General features: G+C 65.1%; 16 protein-coding genes. 10 read left to right on the top strand and 6 right to left on the bottom strand.

Annotated elements, in window-relative coordinates:
- On the top strand, positions 1–476 hold a 476-nt coding region (locus KHC23_RS14265; protein ID WP_213373339.1), incomplete at its 5' end, for a hypothetical protein.
- 28 nt (positions 477–504) lie between these two features.
- On the opposite strand, the gene KHC23_RS14260 is transcribed toward KHC23_RS14265, so the two are convergent.
- The 3 genes from KHC23_RS14260 to KHC23_RS14250 form a co-directional block, all read right to left on the bottom strand.
- Complete coding sequence (locus tag KHC23_RS14260) at positions 505–816, bottom strand: PqqD family protein (protein ID WP_213373338.1); 312 nt, start codon at positions 814–816, stop codon at positions 505–507.
- Between the two features lie 2 nt (positions 817–818).
- Positions 819–2711, bottom strand: a complete 1893-nt coding sequence (locus tag KHC23_RS14255; RefSeq protein WP_213373337.1) for an asparagine synthetase B family protein — start codon at positions 2709–2711, stop codon at positions 819–821.
- Between the two features lie 219 nt (positions 2712–2930).
- Positions 2931–4034 (bottom strand): glycosyltransferase, encoded by a 1104-nt coding sequence (locus tag KHC23_RS14250; RefSeq protein WP_213373336.1) that lies wholly within the window; start codon positions 4032–4034, stop codon positions 2931–2933.
- A 529-nt stretch (positions 4035–4563) separates the two neighbouring features.
- Between KHC23_RS14250 and KHC23_RS14245 the strand changes: the two genes are divergently transcribed.
- From KHC23_RS14245 to KHC23_RS14205, 9 genes are all read left to right on the top strand, one after another.
- On the top strand, positions 4564–5457 hold the full coding sequence (locus KHC23_RS14245; protein ID WP_373878510.1) for an ABC transporter substrate-binding protein: 894 nt from the start codon (positions 4564–4566) through the stop codon (positions 5455–5457).
- Between the two features lie 73 nt (positions 5458–5530).
- Positions 5531–7177 (top strand): amino acid ABC transporter permease/ATP-binding protein, encoded by a 1647-nt coding sequence (locus KHC23_RS14240; RefSeq protein ID WP_213373334.1) that lies wholly within the window; start codon positions 5531–5533, stop codon positions 7175–7177.
- A 40-nt stretch (positions 7178–7217) separates the two neighbouring features.
- Positions 7218–8456: an acetamidase/formamidase family protein gene (locus tag KHC23_RS14235; RefSeq protein ID WP_213373333.1), complete on the top strand. Its 1239-nt coding sequence runs from the start codon at positions 7218–7220 to the stop codon at positions 8454–8456.
- Between the two features lie 101 nt (positions 8457–8557).
- Positions 8558–10918: an acetamidase/formamidase family protein gene (locus tag KHC23_RS14230; RefSeq protein WP_213373332.1), complete on the top strand. Its 2361-nt coding sequence runs from the start codon at positions 8558–8560 to the stop codon at positions 10916–10918.
- A 182-nt stretch (positions 10919–11100) separates the two neighbouring features.
- Positions 11101–12351, top strand: coding sequence for an extracellular catalytic domain type 1 short-chain-length polyhydroxyalkanoate depolymerase (locus tag KHC23_RS14225; protein WP_213373340.1), 1251 nt, complete (start codon positions 11101–11103; stop codon positions 12349–12351).
- Positions 12352–13125: 774 nt separating this feature from the next.
- A complete protein-coding gene (locus KHC23_RS14220) occupies positions 13126–13425 on the top strand; it encodes a hypothetical protein (protein ID WP_213373331.1) in 300 nt (99 codons plus the stop codon).
- 39 nt (positions 13426–13464) lie between these two features.
- Entirely contained in the window at positions 13465–13704 is a 240-nt protein-coding gene (locus KHC23_RS14215; protein WP_213373330.1) for a hypothetical protein, read from the top strand.
- Positions 13701–13976: a DUF1488 family protein gene (locus tag KHC23_RS14210; protein ID WP_213373329.1), complete on the top strand. Its 276-nt coding sequence runs from the start codon at positions 13701–13703 to the stop codon at positions 13974–13976. The genes KHC23_RS14215 and KHC23_RS14210 overlap by 4 nt, the downstream gene beginning before the upstream one ends.
- 27 nt (positions 13977–14003) lie before the next feature.
- Positions 14004–14822, top strand: coding sequence for a transglutaminase-like domain-containing protein (locus KHC23_RS14205; RefSeq protein ID WP_213373328.1), 819 nt, complete (start codon positions 14004–14006; stop codon positions 14820–14822).
- Positions 14823–14927: 105 nt separating this feature from the next.
- On the opposite strand, the gene KHC23_RS14200 is transcribed toward KHC23_RS14205, so the two are convergent.
- The 3 genes from KHC23_RS14200 to KHC23_RS14195 all read right to left on the bottom strand — a co-directional run bounded on the left by KHC23_RS14200 (position 14928) and on the right by KHC23_RS14195 (position 15925).
- Positions 14928–15269, bottom strand: coding sequence for a hypothetical protein (locus KHC23_RS14200; RefSeq protein ID WP_213373327.1), 342 nt, complete (start codon positions 15267–15269; stop codon positions 14928–14930).
- Positions 15270–15385: 116 nt separating this feature from the next.
- Positions 15386–15511: a hypothetical protein gene (locus tag KHC23_RS24680; protein WP_271188634.1), complete on the bottom strand. Its 126-nt coding sequence runs from the start codon at positions 15509–15511 to the stop codon at positions 15386–15388.
- A 201-nt stretch (positions 15512–15712) separates the two neighbouring features.
- Positions 15713–15925 carry a cold-shock protein gene (locus KHC23_RS14195; RefSeq protein ID WP_213373326.1) on the bottom strand — a complete coding sequence of 71 codons (213 nt, stop codon included), beginning with the start codon at positions 15923–15925 and terminating at the stop codon, positions 15713–15715.
- Between the last annotated feature and the right edge of the window lie 536 nt (positions 15926–16461).

Raw genomic sequence — 16461 nt, 5'->3', positions numbered from 1 at the left:
AGACTGGCTGGGAAATACTGAGCGACGACTTCTCGATCCTTGGGGATTGTGGGGTGCCTGTGGTCGAACCCGGCACCACCGGCGTGTGCCTATGGCAGAAATCCTGCTCCGCGCTTGATCTCGATCCGGCTCGGTGCGACGCGATGCCAGGCTATGAGGGGAAAGTTCGGTTCGAACCCCGCCGCGAACATCAGCTGTCGCCTTCCCGGCTTCGGGCATTCATCGTTCTCGAAAGGGAGGACGGTGTGGCTGCGCCCGCGCTGAGACCGTTGTCACGTGCGGAGATTCTGGTTGCGGCGATTCGCCAACTTGTCCTGTTCAATCCGGCGGCTCCGCCCCTTGAGGAAAGAGCATCGGGCATCGGTCGGCTGAACGATATGATCCGTGTCGTGCCGGGTTATGCGCTGCGAGTTCCCAGCAGTTTCCCGGCACTGGCCGGTATTCCCCCGCTTCTGGAGCGGCTGCTTATCGCGTGAACGACGCTGGCTGGGGAAAGGCCGGTCCTCAGTTCGTTTCGAGTTCGACCAGCCCGAGCGCGTGCATCTGCCCGAGCCATTCGACGACGTGGCTGCGGCACTCTTCCCGGCTCACATCATACTGCTCTGTGATCCGGTCACACAGCGTGCCGAGGGCAATCGGGGCTTCGATGCGCTGCCACAGATTGGAGGCACTGGCATTGAGCTGGATAAAATTGCCCGTCTGCGAATTCACAATCATCAACTCCTCGTCCACGTAAGCCGTGATCAGGTTCGAAGCGTGCGCGATCAGCGTGCAATCGGCCAGGCGCGGCTTCCCGCTGTTATTCTCCTTGACCATACTTAAATCCTAAACGCGTTTTCGAGCCACAGATCAACTGCAAAGCAAAACCACAACCCGGCAAGCGCGTTGTTGGGAAAAGCTCCTGCACATCCCTCGCGGCGCCATTGCCGGTGCTCTTCGAACAGCCGCGCGATTGCATCACCATCGACCCATCCCATCTGTACCACGCGCATTTCCTGTGGGGGGCGCCGATCAAACGCTTGGGCAAGCGCATCGATAATGGGCGCGCTGAAATGCGCCTTGGTCTTGCGGGTACGTACGACCTCCGGAAGCGTTCCGCGCATGGCTTCACGCAACAAATGCTTGCGTTCCCCCGATCGCAGCAACATTCCGCCCGCCGCGCCCATAAAGAACCTAAGGAGGCGAAGGTCATGCAGGGGGTGCCGCTGCTCCACGCCATATTGGGCTGCCATTGTCTGAATCGGATCGAAAATCAGTTCGCGATAGGGCTGCGCGATAACCGCGTGGCGCGGCATCTGCGCAAAATTCGGAAAGTCGATCTTTGGCAGAGCGTCATGCCAACGATCTCGCAAACCTGTGCGCATCGCCCAGTCCTTGGATATCCATTCCGGCATGGGCGCATCCAACTGGAGAAAGGGGCGCTTCAACCTGTCCCTGCGGGCCTTGCTGACAATCGGGCCGATGCTGGCGCTAACCAGCATTCGAAGGTTCTGTGGCACGGAACAGCCCGGGTTCGAAATTGCCTCACTCAGCAACTTGCCCCAATCACCGCGTAGCAACAGATCGGGCCAATGCGCGCGCGTGCCGTTCAGCCAGTCATCGCCGCCCTCTCCCGTGAGTAGTACGCGCTCGTCGCGTTTGTGCATGAGGGCACAAGCCGACTGGGTCGGACCCATCGTGTTTGGTCGAACGGGAAGGTGCAGCGAATTGGTGCACCAGTTTCTCGCCGCATCAAAATCAAAAGGAGCGTCGCCAACGACGCGCGCCGATATGCCAAGATGCTCCTCGACAGCGCCACTCCACGCGGTTTCGTCCTGCGGCTGGCCTGGGTAACGAACACTGATGGCCCCGACATCCTGATCGATCGCACCGCTGCGCCGCAGTTCTATCGCGCGGGCAAACACGGAAGACGAATCGAGGCCCCCGGAAAGATGCGCCGCTATCGGCCGCTTGCTACGCGTGCACGAAACAAGCGCCTGATTGAAGAGATGATTGAATTGTTCGACATGTTCGGCATCCGACAGACGCGACAAGTCCTCATACGCCTCGTCATACCATTGGCGGATACGCGGGGTGCCGTCCCGAAAATCGAGTGCACAGCCCGGTGCCAGCCGATGCAAGCCCTGCCATAGCGTATCGGTGGCACTGACGAAACGCGCGGAAAGGATCTCTCCGATAAGGCCTTCGTTCAGGCCGAGCTTAAGATCCAGGCCTTTGACCAGCGTCGCCGGCTCGGTCCCGAAGGCCAGCATATTTCCGTCGAAGGTCCATAGCAAAGGTCGCCAGCCGGTTGGCGACCGAGCGCAGAGCAGTCGCCGTACTTGCGGCTGCCAAATAGCAAACGCGAAATCGCCCAGCAATGCGTCCAGGAATCGATCGCCCAGCAGATCGAAGAGCGCGAGAGCAATTTCGCCGTCGGGTGCGTCGCGCAATTCCGCACGTCTGTTGCCGAGGAGCGCGAAAAGGGCCGAACGATTGTCCAGGCGTCCATCGAAACAAATCACCGATTCCGATGCGGCGTCCGAAGGCCGCGAATCCCGGCCGGGCTCCGCCATGGCCGGAGGCGGAAAACGGATGAGCGCCGCGCACCCGTTCTTCCAAACCCGGGCTTGCTCGAGATTGGGGCGTGGCGTCGAGACTATCATTTTTCGAGGCATATGCGCGGGAACCGTGCGCCCATCAGCAAAAGCGATGCCGGCGATAGCACTCACGCTGTCCTGCTCTCAGGTCGAGCATCGCCCAATATCGACCAATCTCGGTCCGATAGCATTGATCCGCGCCTCCTTCCTGGCAACTCGATTAACCTGAACTTCGTCGACGACGTCACGCGAGAATGCCTTGCCACCATTTCCGACACAGCCGTCTCATTTACACCTCGCGGGAGGCACCACGAGGCTTGCCCTAACGTCGCATGCCCGCAGGTGGGGCACTTATGCCAGGAGTTCACGAGACCATTCAGCGTGCTGGCGGGCATAGTCGCGGGAACTGATGCCGCCTTCGCGCATGCGGCGTTGCGCGGCGACCACTTGATCATGCGCGGCATGAGGCTCGGTGATCAGACGGGCAATGGCCTGCCTTAGAGCGTCCACATCCCGCGGTGGGACATAGGTGAGGCAGTCCGGCCCGAAATAGGCTTCGAGCCCGCCGACCTGGGTCGCGATGACCGGGCGTCCCATCTGCGTGGCCTCCTCGATCACCGTAATGCCCGAGGCATGCATGTTCTCGACCAGAGGCACCACGACGGCGCTCGCCTGCTGGTAGAGGGCGGTCAGTTCGGCATTGTCGGCGGGGCGCTCGATCCGGACATTGTCCACCCCGGCCAGGAGACGCGGATCGCAGGTCCGGGACACGATCCTGAGCTCGAAATTGGCCATTCCGCGTACCGCCTCGATCAACGTGCGCCAGTCGCGGTGGCGGTCGCTGCCCGGCGCGAGGAGACGGACCGGCACCGCCGAGGACGGATCCGCCGGCGGCTTCGGATCGTCCGCATTGATACCGAAGAGAATGAGTTCGCAGCGCGAGTTGGGAAAGACAGCACGGGCGCGCTCGGTATTGGCGGGAGAATGGAAGCTCAATATATCGCCACGTTGCAGAAGATATCGGAAGAAGCGGCGGCGCAGCGGTCCCAGCGTTTCCCAGCGATCGATCAGCCAGACAGATTGCAGGATCAGCCGCGGGCGCCGCCGGCGCGGGAACAGCAGGCACAGGGTCACCGCCGCAAGGCCCTGATACTCGGTATGCGTCCAGACCACGTTGGAATTGAAGAACGCCTCGCGATTGCGCCACGGGTGAACGATATCAAAGCCGAGAAGCGCGCGCCAACCCATCCGAACCAGCCGCGACAAAGGGCCTTCGGGTCGGTCCTGGCTGTAGACGACGCGAAAGCCATGGTCTTCGGCGTGATGATAGCCATAGGCATAGGGCTCATTCAGGCCGATGATCTGTCCGTTACGCCACCGCGCGTGCCAAGAATCGCCGCCGAAGCCGATGCCCAACAGTACAAATGCAGTCGGCCGCGTCTCTTCCGCACGCATGTCTAATAACCCTTTATCCGCCGAATGTCGGCCTGTCGCAGGCGTCGGTCGCTATAGGCTTATTCGGCTGGACCAACCCGCAGCGGCATCATGATGAGAATATCTTTGGAATCCGTGACAGACTAACGCGTTTCGTCTCGATGAGGATACAAAATACCGTCCGGTGAACACCGGCTCCGGGTTCCGCCTCTGATGCCTTCGCGGCGGCCGGAGTCGCCGGCGAAGTGGCGCGTGCTGGCCGACCGCATCCGCGACATCGTCGGGCGGTCGCGGCCGTCCCGTCATGCGTGGACGCCCTTTCGGCACCTCGGGTTGCCTCCCGGACGGGAAATGCTCATTAAATGGGCTGCAGTGCCTGCGCCTTGGCGTGTGCCCATCCAACAATCGGTACGCTCTCAGACAAGTCCCCCGAACCTCTCATGCGTCACACTTCGAGCCTCGGTATCCGTCTGGCCGTCCCTATGGGTCCGCTAGCAGAGGAGAAGGTTCAGTGGCACACGCTCTCGACATCCGTTCCGGCAGGCAACGCCTGTCCGCCGTTTCGCAGCTTCGCTCGGCACTCTTCGGCGCCCTCGGGCTGGCCGTCGCCACCACCGGCCTGACCGCCGGGCTGCCGCAGAAGGCGGAGGCCGCCGCGCCGGAAGCCTGCGCCGCGCTGCAGGCGAAATATCCCGACCTCAAGGGCAAGGAACTGGTCAACGCCATCAACCCGCACACGCCGGGCTACGAGACGATCGACCCCAACGACCCGACCAACTACATCGGCTTCGACATCGACCTCGGCGAGGCGATCGGCGAATGCCTCGGCTTCACGCTCACCTACAAGGCGGTGACCTTCGCCTCCCTGCTCACCACCCTGCAGGCCGGGCAGGCCGACATCGTCATCTCCGACATCTACGCCACCAAGGACCGCGCCAAGGCGGCGGACTTCATCACCTATCTCAAGGTGTATGACGGCGTGCTGGTGGCCAAGGGCAATCCGAAGAAGATCACCGGCATCGACCTTTCGCTGTGCGGGGCGGTGGCGGCCGAGAACACCGGCTATGTCGAGGTGCCGCTGATCCAGGCGCTGGAAGCCGAGTGCAAGGCGGCGGGCAAGCCGGCCCCGGAAATCCTGCTGTTCGACAACAACGCCAACTGCATCCAGGCCATCCTTGCCGGGCGCGCCGACACCTACATCAACGACGTCAACACCGTCGACGGCGCGGTGAAGGCCTATCCGGACAAGCTGGCGAAGGCGACGGCGGTCACGCTGCCCTATTCGGTCGGCATCGCCGTGCCACGCAACAACATCCCCTTCCGTGACGCGGTGATGGCGGCGCTCACCGAGTTGCAGAAAGCTGGCGTGCAGGCCGAACTGATGAAGAAGTGGAACCTGCCCGCCGACCAGCTCGAGACCCCCAAGCTGGTGCTCGCCGACTGATCCCTCCGCCGCGCTGACACCGGCGGCCGCGCCCCTCTCGCGGCCGCCGTTCCCTCCGTTGCGAAGAAGGCCGATGGATCTCTTTCTGCACTATCTGCGCATGCCCTATCTGCTCGACGGCGTGGGCTATACGCTGCTCATCACCGTGCTCGGCCTGCTCGGCGGGCTGGCCATGGGCGTCGTCCTCGCCGCCATGCAGCTCTCGCGCTTCCGCACCCTCGCGATTGTCGCGCGGGCCTATGCGATCGTGTTTCGCGGCACGCCGCTGATCCTGCAGATGGTGTTCTGCTACAACGCTTTGCCGCTGATCGGCATCAAGCTCTCCGCCGTCTCCGCCGCCGGCCTGGCGCTCGCTCTCAACGAGGCGCCGTTCATCGCCGAAATACTGCGCGCCAACGTGCTCGGCGTGGAGCGCGGGCAGGTCAGCGCCGGTCAGGCGCTGGGCATGACGCCGGCCGCCATCATGCGCCGCGTCATCGCCCCGCAGGCGATCCGCACCATGGTGCCGGCGCTCGGCAACGAGGCGGTGAGCGCGCTGAAGAACTCGTCGCTCGCCTCCGTGGTGGCGGTGCAGGAACTGACGCTGCGCTCGACCCAGCTGGCTTCGGCCACCTTCGATTTCTTCTCCATCTTCTTTGCCTCCGGGCTGATGTACCTGGTGCTGACCGGCGCCATCGCGGTGATCCAGATCGTGGTCGAGATGCTACTCGACCTCGACCGCCCCCCGCCGCGTGAGCAACTGCGCCGCTTCCTGCGGGCGCTGATGCCGGGTCGCCCCGAGGCCTTGCCGGCGCTGGCGGGGGCGGGGCAGGGCGATGTCACCCCGTCCGATGTGACTCCTCCCGACGTCGCCCACGAGATCGTGGCGGAGACCGCTGTTGATCCACTGCCGCCGGCGACTGCCAAGGCTGCCCCGCGCGACCCGGCCGCCCGCGCCGCGCGCCTCGCCGGGAATAACATTGCGGTGGAGGTGAGGGGGCTGCGCAAGAGCTATGGCGCGCAGACCGTGCTCGACGGCATTGACCTGACGGTGCGCGCCGGCGAGGTGGTGGCGCTGCTGGGTCCCTCCGGCTCCGGCAAGTCGACCCTCCTGCGCTGCATCAACCGGCTGGAAGGCTGGGACGACGGCACCATCCGGGTCGGCGGCCAGTCGCTTGGCACCGACGAGAACGGGCACCCGCTCTCGCCGCGCCTGACCGCGCAGATGCGCGCCAGCGTCGGTGTCGGCATGGTGTTCCAGCAGTTCAACCTGTTCGGCCATCTCACCGCCCGCGAGAACATCGCCGGTCCGCTGCGCTGGGTGCAGGAGCTTTCGCGCTTCGACGCCGACCGCCGCGCCCGCGACCTGCTGGAGCGCATCGGCCTGGCGCACCGGGCCGATGCGCTGCCGCGCCACCTCTCCGGCGGTCAGCAGCAGCGCGTCGCCATCGCCCGCGCGGTGGCGCCGGCGCCCACCGTGCTGCTGCTCGACGAGCCGACCTCGGCGCTCGATCCCGAGCTCGTCGGCGAGGTGCTGGAGGTGATCCGCCGCCTCGCGGTGGAGGAGGGGCTCGCCATGGTCATCTCGACCCATCAGTTGCGCTTCGCCGGCGATGTCGCCGACCGGATCGTGTTCCTGTCCGGCGGGGTGATCGTCGAGGAGGGGCCGGCGGAGCGTGTTCTCTCCGCGCCTTCCCACCCGCTCACCGCGCGCTTTCTCAGCTCCATGACCGCCGAATAGGGGTGCCTCGCGCCGCCCGTTCCAGTTTCCCGAGGTTCACATGACCAAGCATCATCTGCACGCCACGCCCGATACGGTCCATTGGGGCTATTTCAGCAAGACCCTCGCGCCCGTGCTCACGCTGAAATCCGGCGAGCGGGCGGTGATCGAATCGATCACCCACCACGCCAATGACGATTACGCGCGCATGATCGAGGGCGACCGGGCGGCGGAAGAGATTTTTCTCTGGACCCGGGACCAGAAGACCCTGCGCCGGCGCGGTGCCGGCGCCACCGACGGCCCCTTTACCCATGGCTCCGGCGAAGGGCTGGGCGTGCACCTTCTCACCGGCCCGGTGGCGGTCGAGGGCGCCGAGCCGGGCGACATTATCGAGGTGCGCGTGATCGACACCTGGCCGCGCCCGTGCGCCAACCCCGCCTATGAAGGGCGCTTCTTCGGGTCGAACCCCGCCGCCAACTGGGGCTTCCAGTACAAGGACCTGATCGAGGAGCCGAAGCCGCGCGAGGTCGTCACTATCTATGAACTCGACATGGGCGAGGCGGTGGTGAGGGCGCTCTATTCCTATCGCTGGACGCCGCAGACCGACCCGGACGGCATCGTTCACCCCACCATCGACTATCCCGGCGTGCGGGTCGACCACGGCACGATCGTGAAGAAGGAGGGCATTCTCTCCGGCATCGACGTGCCGGCGCGCCTGCATTTCGGCACTATGGGCCTCGCCCCGGCCGAAGCCGACTTCGTCTCCACCATCCCGCCGAGCTACACCGGCGGCAACATGGACGACTGGCGCATCGCCAAGGGCGCGCGGATGTACTACCCGGTCGCCGTGCCGGGCGGGCTGTTCTCCTGCGGCGACGCCCACGCCTCGCAGGGCGACAGCGAGCTGTCCGGCACCGCTATCGAGATTTCGCTCACCGGCGAGTTCGAGTTCATTCTGCACAAGAAGGAGCAGCTCGACGGCACGATTCTGGAGGGGCTGACCCATCCGCTGCTGGAGAATGATGAGGTCTGGTCGGTCTATGGCTTCAGCGTCGCCAACTACCTCGCCGAGCTTGGCCCCGACGCCCAGTCCGAAATCCTCAAGCGCGGCAGCCTCGACAGCGCCATGCGCGACGCCTTCCGCAAGCTGCGCCGGTTCCTCATGACCACGCAGAAGCTCTCGGAGGACGAGGCGATCTCGCTGATGTCGGTCGCGGCCGATTTTGCCGTCACCCAGGTGGTCGACGCCAATTGGGGCGTCACCGGCTCGATCCGCAAGAGCCTGTTCGAAGGGCGCTAGCGAGGCGCGGCGATCATTGACGGCCCATCCTGTCGCGATTCCTGCGGCCGGGCGGGGGCATGGTTCTTGCTTGCAGGAATGCCCATGCCGAGGTCCGGTAGATGACTGCTCAGCCCTTCACAAGCGAATCCTATTCCGGAGACGCTGGCGAATACGCCTGGCAGGACGTACTTCGCGGGTTCGGGCTGCAGTCCTTGCGCGCGCGGCATGGCTTGCCGGCCCATGCGAGCGCGCTTTCGCGCCTGTCCTCGACCGGCGTGCGGCTCGGCAAGCTGTCGGCGGACGCCCAGGTGCTGCGCTCGCTGCCGTCGCGCGCCGGGTTGCCGCTGCTGCTCATGCCGGTCGAGAACAGCACCGTGCTTGTCGTCGGCGACGAGCGGCAGATTGTGCCCGCCGGGCAACTCATCCTGGCGCCGCGCGGCGCCGACTGGCAGGTGCAGTTCCAGCGGGGGCTGCGGGCGGTGGTGCTATCGGTGCCGGCGGAGGCATTCCGCGGCCGCAAGGTGCCGCTGCTGGCGTCCTGCCAGCCAAGGGTCTTCGATGCCGAGGGGTTGCCGGACATCATCGGCCGCACCGCGCGTGCCACTGCCGAGGCGCTCGACCGGCTCACCGAGCCGGAATGGGAGGCCGTGGCACAGAGTGCCGCCGAATTGTTGCTCGCCCTGTCGGCGGAGTTGGTGGTGGCGACGAGCGATCCTTCGGCCAGCCGGGCGGCGCTGCTCCAGCGGCTCTATGCCACCATCGAGCGAAGCATCGGCGGCGAGGAGATCGCGATTGCCGACATCGCCCAGGCCGAGGGCATTTCCGAACGCTATGTGCAGAAGCTGTTCGAGGGCACGGGCGAGAGCTTCAGCCATTATGTGCGCGAACGCCGGCTGCAACGCGCCTGGCACGACCTCGCCAACCCGGCCGAGGCGGCCGTGCCGATCGCGGAGATCGCCTACCGCTACGGCTTTTCCGACGCCGCCCATTTCAGCCGTCTGTTCCGCGAGCGCTTCGGCCTGCCGCCGCGCGAACTGCGCCGCCGCGAAGCCGACCGGCCGGCTCATGGTGCGGTGGCGAGCGGCCAGCGCGGCTGGCCGCAGCAGGCGCTGGCGCAGTTGCGCGCGCGACAGGCGAATAGTGGGCCATTGCGCCGGCCAACGCAGCGCGAGGACGGGGAGGAGGGGGCTCCGGCAACCGAAGCGCCGACGCGGCATTATCTGCCCGTCCATGCAAAGCATGTGCACTGGGGATATTTCAGCCGCTCGCTCGAACCGCTGATGGAGATCGCCTCCGGCGACATCGTCACTGTCGAGACGCTGACGCAGCACGCCTCCGACGATCCCGAGCGCATGATTGCGGGCGATGCGGGCGCGGAGAGCGTGTTCCACTGGACACCGACCGCCAAGACGGTGGACCGGCGCGGCGCCGGGCCGCTCGATGCATCGGTATTCGGGCGCGGCGCGGGTGAAGGGTTCGGCGTGCATATCTGCACCGGGCCGATCGCGGTGCGCGGTGCCCAGCCCGGCGACGTGCTGGAGGTGCACATCCTCGACATCGAGCCGCGCCGCTCCCGCCATCCCGCCCATGCCGGCCGGGTGTTCGGCAGCAGTGTCGCCGCCTGGTGGGGCTATCACTATTCCGAACTGCTCAGCGAGCCGCATGCGCGCGAAGCGGTGACGATCTACGAGATCGTCACCGATACCGACGAACCCTATGCGCGGGCGCTGCATGCCTACCGCTGGCAGCCGCAGACCGATCCGTTCGGTGTTCAGCACGCGCTCTACGACTATCCCGGCGTGCTGGTGCGCCCCGACACGGTGACCTTCCAGCCCAACGTGCTGGAAGGCGTGCGGATTCCGCTGCGGCCGCATTTCGGCGTGATCGCGGTGGCCCCGCGCGAGGCGGAACTGGTCGATTCCGTGCCGCCGGCCTATTTCGGCGGCAACCTCGACAATTGGCGGCTCGGCAAGGGCGCGACGGTCTACCTGCCGGTATCCGTGCCGGGCGCGCTGCTCTCCGTCGGCGACCCGCACGCGGCGCAGGGCGACGGCGAACTCTCCGGCACGGCGATCGAATGCTCGATGACCGGCACGTTTCGCGTCACCCTGCACAAGAAGGCCGATATCGGCGGCACGGTGCTCGCCGACCTGACCTATCCGCTGATCGAGACGCCGGATGACTGGGTACTGACCGGCTTCAGCCACCCCAACTACCTCGCCGAGTTCGGTGCCAGCGGCCAGAGCGAAGTCTACGCCAAATCCTCGCTCGACCTCGCCATGCGCGACGCCTTCCGCAAGATGCGGCGTTTCCTGATGACCACGCAGGGTTTGAGCGAGGACGAGGCCATTGCCCTGATGTCGGCGGCGGTGGATTTCGGCATCACTCAGGTCGTGGACGGCAATTGGGGCGTCCATGCTATTCTGAGCAAACGGCTTTTCTCGCACGACCGACGTCCGGCGGGGATGGACGAAGCCTGAGGGAAGGGCGCGCCGAAGCGGCGTCGACGCCCTTAACGCAAGCCGTCGCGGGCGGCACAGGCGGGCGTTCCGGACAATTGCCCCTTGTGTTTGTGCAGTGCAGCAACGATCTCTTCGCAAGAGTGTTAGCCCTTGCCGTCCGGCCTATGGGGGTGGCAACCAGGAGACTTCCCTTGCGGAAAATGTCCGATACATTCGCCCTTTTTACCGCGCTTGGCGGGCAGCAGGGCGCCTATTTCCCGACGACCAGCGTCCCCAGCCGCCTCGCGCCGCTCACCGAATTCGGGTCGAATCCGGGGGCGTTGAAGGCGCGCTACTACCGCCCGGAGGGCCTCTCCGAAGGCGCGCCGCTGGTTGTCGTGCTGCATGGCTGCAAGCAGGACGCGCCTGAGTACGATCATCGCGCCGGCTGGTCGCAACTCGCCGACCAGGCGGGTTTCGCGCTACTCTATCCCGAGCAGCACCACGGCAACAATCCCAATATGTGCTTCAACTGGTTCCGCCCCCGCGACGCGCGGCGCGATTCCGGCGAGGCGCTGTCGATCCGCCAGATGATCGAGGCGATGGTCGAGACGCACGGCCTGGACCGCGGCCGGGTTTTCGTCACCGGCCTCTCCGCCGGTGGGGCGATGGCGAATGTCATGCTCGCCACCTATCCGGAAGTCTTCGCCGGTGGGGCGATCATCGCGGGCCTCGCCTATGGCCGGGCGACCACCGTGCCGGAAGCGTTCGACTGCATGCGCGGGCAGGGCACGGCCTCCGATGAGGAACTCTGGGCACTACTGCGCGAGGCGTCGGCACACCCGGGCCCGTGGCCCCGCGTGGCGATCTGGCAGGGGACGGCCGATCACACCGTCGCTCCTTCCAATGCCGACGACATCGCCGCGCAATGGCGCAGCGTCCACCATCTCGGCGAGGCACCGACCCTGTCCGAGGTGTCGGGCGGTCGCGCCCGGCGCGTGTGGTGCGACGCGGCCGGCGAAGCGGTGATCGAATTGAACACGGTCGCGGCGATGGGGCACGGGACGCCGCTCGGCGACGATCTCGGCGCGCCCGGCCCCTTCATGCTGGATGTCGGCATCTCGTCGACGCGCGAGATCGCCCGCTTCTGGGGTCTGGAGGCGGCGGGCGAAGCGGAAGCCCCCCTCGCACCGGAGCCGACGGCGACGTCAAAGCCCGCGGTCGCGGCTCTACCCAAGGCCGTGTCCAACGGGTCGCTCAAGGCTTCGGCCAAACCAACGCCGAAGTCCGATCCGGAGCCGAAGCCGGGCCAGCGCCGTCCTGCCGGCCTTCCATCGCCAGCCACTGCCCGGACTTCAGGAGCAAAGCGACAGAAAGCGTCGCCCGGTACCGTAAAGCCGACGGAGTCGGCGCCCTCCGGCGTGAGGGGCATTATCGAAGACGCCCTGCGCGCGGCAGGGTTGATGCGTTAGAGCACGTTCCGATCTGATTGCATCGCAATCAGATCGGTAAAACGTTCTCTATCAATAATTTAGAGCCTGATCGGATCAGGCTCTGGAGCACGCCGGAAAGCTGGCGGGCCGATTGGGGCGGGCGCCGCCGAAATCGAACGCTTGGCGACGGCCTGGCGGGCGCGGGCCATGCGTGCGCCGCGCCGTCGGCGCGACCGTGCTCCGTCGGTCGCGAGAGCGTGTTTGGAGCACTCCCGCCCGCATTGTCCTGAAATGCCGCAGGTCCCGTTCGGGACCGCGAAGTGTCCGGGCGGATGATCCCGGCTCTCCGTCTCCGGCTGTAGCGGGGATGACAATCTTCCAGGAGATTTTCCAGACAGGCGCCGAGCGCGTGCGCCGCTCGGGGGTGAGCGTGGCTTTACGTTTGTAATGCTGTGGTTTTTACCTTGTTTGAAACTAATTTCGCGCGTAAGATGTGAAATATAAATGATCGAGCGGTCGTTTTCGTGCCAGATTCGGGCCCGCTCTCAACATCTGAATTCTCGTCAGGTAAGGGGTTGGCGCCGTGTTGGCGTGCCTGTCTGCCGATCCTGTTCTGAACAGTTTCCTGCCATGATCGCCGGTGTATTGGCGGTCATCGGGTAATTCCGATTGGAAGCGGCGGATCTGCGTCGGCCCACGCCGTGCGCGTGCCGTTCCACATGGCCTCCCCGGGGCCGCCTTACTGTCAGCACGTCCGGTCGCGTTCAATCCGGTTGCCGTGCCGCGCCATTCTGCAAAGGACCATAATTCGCCATGACCGTCGCACACACCCCGTCCCGCCGTGACCTGACTCCCCGCGATCCGACGACACATCTGTTCGCGATCGGGCAAGTCGTCCGGCTCCGGGGCGGCTACGGCGTCTTCACCTCCCGCTTCGGCGATATCTACCAGATTACCGGCACGCTGCCGCCGAGTGGAAATTCGCTGCAGTACCGCATCCGCAACGAGCGCGAGCAGCACGAGCGGGTGGCGACCGAGGACAGCCTCGAGGCGGTTCGCGCCACCGAGCCGGGCGAGGGAGCGGCGCTGATGGACCGGACCTTCGGGCGCTGACGGCCGGTGCTGGCCGATGCCGGTCGGACACGCGCGACGATGAGAATCGTGATCGAGTTCTATCGCACTCGCGCGCGCGACAGCGCGCATGCGCTGCTTGGCCGCGAAGCCGCCGAGGTGGTCGACCTCGATGCCGCGATCGAATTGGCGCGTTCGCTTGCCCGCACGCTCAACATGCCGCAGCGGCCGGATGCTCTGACGATCACCGGCGCGGATGGTGTCGTGCTACACGCCTGCGCCTTCGATACTGTCCAGGGACAGCAGGATGAACCGTCATGACGCTGGCCTTTCCCAATCCCAGCCGCAGCTTCGACAGCGCGCGCAACGCCATCCGGTTCACCGGCTATGACGGCATGTTCGAGGTTCCGTTCCTGATCGAGATCGCGGCTCTCGGCAATTCGGCCTCGGAACTGCGCATGTCGGACGCGCTGGAGGCGAAGTGCCTGACCGCTTTCGACACGTTGCGCAGTTCGATCTATGCCGCCGCCTCCAAAGCCTATGCCGACGGCCGGCGCGCGCCCTATATTCTGACCTCCGCCGACATCCGGTAGACGGCCCAACGCTTCCAGGAACACTTCATGCTGATCCGCTACGGCTACGAGATGACGCTGAATTGCTCGCAGCCGACCGCGCTGGTCTGCCTGCTGTCGGTCCATGAGGAGCGCAAGGCCGACATACGCGCGGCGGAAACCTTCTTCACCACGCCACCGATTCCATCCTCGACCTATCATGACCTGTTCGGCAATCGCTGCCGACGCCTCGTCGCGCCGGTGGGGGACCTGACGATCTGGGGCGACGCGACCATCGAGGACGACGGGAGGCCGGACGACGTGCTGCCGCTGGCGCGGGAAATTCCCGTGCCGGAGCTTCCGGATGAGTGCCTCGTTTATCTTCTGGGCAGCCGCTACTGCGAGACCGACCTGCTCAGCCAGACCGCCTGGGACCTGTTCGGCACGCTCGCGCCCGGCTGGAGCCGCGTCCAGGCGATCTGCGACTTCGTGCACGGCCACATCCGCTTCGACTATCAGCAGGCGCGTTCGACGCGGTCGGCCTTTCAGGCGTTTCAGGAGCGTGTCGGCGTCTGCCGCGACTTCGCCCATCTCGCGGTCGCTCTGTGCCGCTGCCTCAACATTCCCGCCCGCTATGTGAATGGCCATCTCGGTGACATCGGCGTGCCGGTGGTCGACCCGATGGACTTCAGCGCCTGGATCGAGGTGTTTCTCGATGGCGCCTGGCACACCTTCGATCCGCGCAACAACAAGCCGCGGATCGGCCGGATCGTGGTGGCGCGCGGCCGCGACGCGGCGGACATTCCGCTCATCAATTCGTTCGGCCCGCATCTGTTGAAATCGTTCCGGGTGTGGACCTACGAGGTCACGGACCTTCAGCCGGCCTAGACGCAAAAGGCCCCCGTGGCGGGAGCGATTTTCAATCGGCCGGGATCAAACTTCGAGAGGACGATTGTCCGATCAGCTTGCAGCACGAACTGATCGACGCGCGCTCTAGGCGGCCGCCAGAGCCTCTTTTCCGGGATTTGACGGGAGACGACGGTCGGCGCCCGCCAGCAGGTCCCCGGTCACGTCGACATGCGCGGCCGCCTCGCCGGCGGCGAGGCGCTTCTCAGAGAAGCGAAGCTTCAGCAACCGGCCGTCGGCGGTCCGCATCTGCAGGTCGATGCGGCCGAAGACGCCCTTCATCACCGACGCCGGCAGGCGTATCTCGCCGCAACTCGTCACCAGCCCGCCCTTGGAGGCGTAGACGTCGAAATCGTACTGCGTGGGCGAGATGGCGATGCGTCCGCGCATGAGAACGCCGGTTCCATGCAGTCCGCCGAGATAGTCCATGGTGATACGTCCTGTCCGGTTGAATCTGATGCGCGGATCAGCTTCGACGCCCTTCCACATAGGCTTCGACCCCGCGCCGGAACGCCGGCACCGAGCGCCGGCGGGGCCCTCTGTTGTCAGCTCTTCTTCTTCGGAAGCGTGATCGGCGTCGACAGGCCCTTGGCAAGGCTGGGGACCGTCACGGGATCCTTCGTCTTCTTCGGCTTCTTGGCTTCCCGGTTGCTGCGTTGCTGCTTGGCCATGATGCTTCCTTCCAATCCGGTTGAATGATGCTTCGCCAAATGAAAAGCCCCGCGACCTCGAAGAGGGGCGGGGCTGGCAGGCGCGTGGCGCCACGTCGCTTCTGCATCGCTCGTTCCGGCCGCCAGTACATCCGTGGTCGACGCAGGCTGAGCGATGGCACTATCGGCGGGCTCCGGAACGGAGCCCCGGCCGTCGCGCCGTCAGCTCAGCGATTCGAGCTTGTCGGCGGTCATCTTGCCGCTGCGCTGGTCGGTGACGAGCTCGAAGCCCACCTTCTGACCTTCGCGCAGATCGCTCATGCCGGCACGTTCCACCGCGCTGATGTGAACGAACGCATCGCTGCCGCCGTCATCCGGCGCAATGAAGCCAAAGCCCTTTTGCGCATTAAACCATTTAACGGTTCCCGTGGTCATGGGAAAACCCTTTCGTACTTGTAGGCATAGCTTGCTCGCAAAGATGCGAGCTGTCGAAATTGCATTTTCAGGGATAAGACGCCACGAACCACACATAAAAATATGTGGAAACTGGCCGAAGTCACCATCTATCGACACATTTCAATATGCACCGACGCGGAGTATTATTCAAGGGCTCGTTATTTTTAATTTAGATGGATGATAAAATTGAGTAATTTCTCTTAGATGAAAAGAGAAATGCAATTTGGAGTCGCTGTGGAAAGTGACCTCGGAGCGTCCCTTCCGGGTCTTCGCGCAGGGCGCGCGCCGGGGTACCACGTTGAGCCGGGACATCCGGGGCTTTCGTCGTTCGCCTCCGTCGTAATTTCCGCAACGCTACGTTACCTTGGCGTCGCGCTGCCGCCTGCGGGCCGGAAGCTTTGGGAGGAGGCAGTATGCGATTGAAGTCCGAAATTGATTTCATTGTCAGGAGCATCAAGGCTAGGGTCGGGACTCATAACCAGTAGCTGACGGTGGCCGCGATGCAGACGGCTGCG

This window comes from Ancylobacter dichloromethanicus, from assembly GCF_018390645.1.
In the GTDB taxonomy this organism is placed as follows: Bacteria; Pseudomonadota; Alphaproteobacteria; order Rhizobiales; family Xanthobacteraceae; genus Ancylobacter; species Ancylobacter dichloromethanicus.
Note: the sequence above shows the minus strand (reverse complement) of the source record. Positions and strands in the feature narration are given on the sequence as shown.

Excerpts from the sequence above, each read along its gene's own strand:
- KHC23_RS14260 (WP_213373338.1), bottom strand. The coding sequence starts at position 816 with ATGGTCAAGGAGAATAACAGCGGGAAGCCGCGCCTGGCCGATTGCACG.
- KHC23_RS14250 (WP_213373336.1), bottom strand. The coding sequence starts at position 4,034 with ATGCGTGCGGAAGAGACGCGGCCGACTGCATTTGTACTGTTGGGCATC.
- KHC23_RS14240 (WP_213373334.1), top strand. The coding sequence starts at position 5,531 with ATGGATCTCTTTCTGCACTATCTGCGCATGCCCTATCTGCTCGACGGC.
- KHC23_RS14235 (WP_213373333.1), top strand. The coding sequence starts at position 7,218 with ATGACCAAGCATCATCTGCACGCCACGCCCGATACGGTCCATTGGGGC.
- KHC23_RS14230 (WP_213373332.1), top strand. The coding sequence starts at position 8,558 with ATGACTGCTCAGCCCTTCACAAGCGAATCCTATTCCGGAGACGCTGGC.
- KHC23_RS14225 (WP_213373340.1), top strand. The coding sequence starts at position 11,101 with ATGTCCGATACATTCGCCCTTTTTACCGCGCTTGGCGGGCAGCAGGGC.
- KHC23_RS14220 (WP_213373331.1), top strand. The coding sequence starts at position 13,126 with ATGACCGTCGCACACACCCCGTCCCGCCGTGACCTGACTCCCCGCGAT.
- KHC23_RS14215 (WP_213373330.1), top strand. The coding sequence starts at position 13,465 with ATGAGAATCGTGATCGAGTTCTATCGCACTCGCGCGCGCGACAGCGCG.
- KHC23_RS14210 (WP_213373329.1), top strand. The coding sequence starts at position 13,701 with ATGACGCTGGCCTTTCCCAATCCCAGCCGCAGCTTCGACAGCGCGCGC.
- KHC23_RS14205 (WP_213373328.1), top strand. The coding sequence starts at position 14,004 with ATGCTGATCCGCTACGGCTACGAGATGACGCTGAATTGCTCGCAGCCG.
- KHC23_RS14200 (WP_213373327.1), bottom strand. The coding sequence starts at position 15,269 with ATGGACTATCTCGGCGGACTGCATGGAACCGGCGTTCTCATGCGCGGA.
- KHC23_RS24680 (WP_271188634.1), bottom strand. The coding sequence starts at position 15,511 with ATGGCCAAGCAGCAACGCAGCAACCGGGAAGCCAAGAAGCCGAAGAAG.
- KHC23_RS14195 (WP_213373326.1), bottom strand. The coding sequence starts at position 15,925 with ATGACCACGGGAACCGTTAAATGGTTTAATGCGCAAAAGGGCTTTGGC.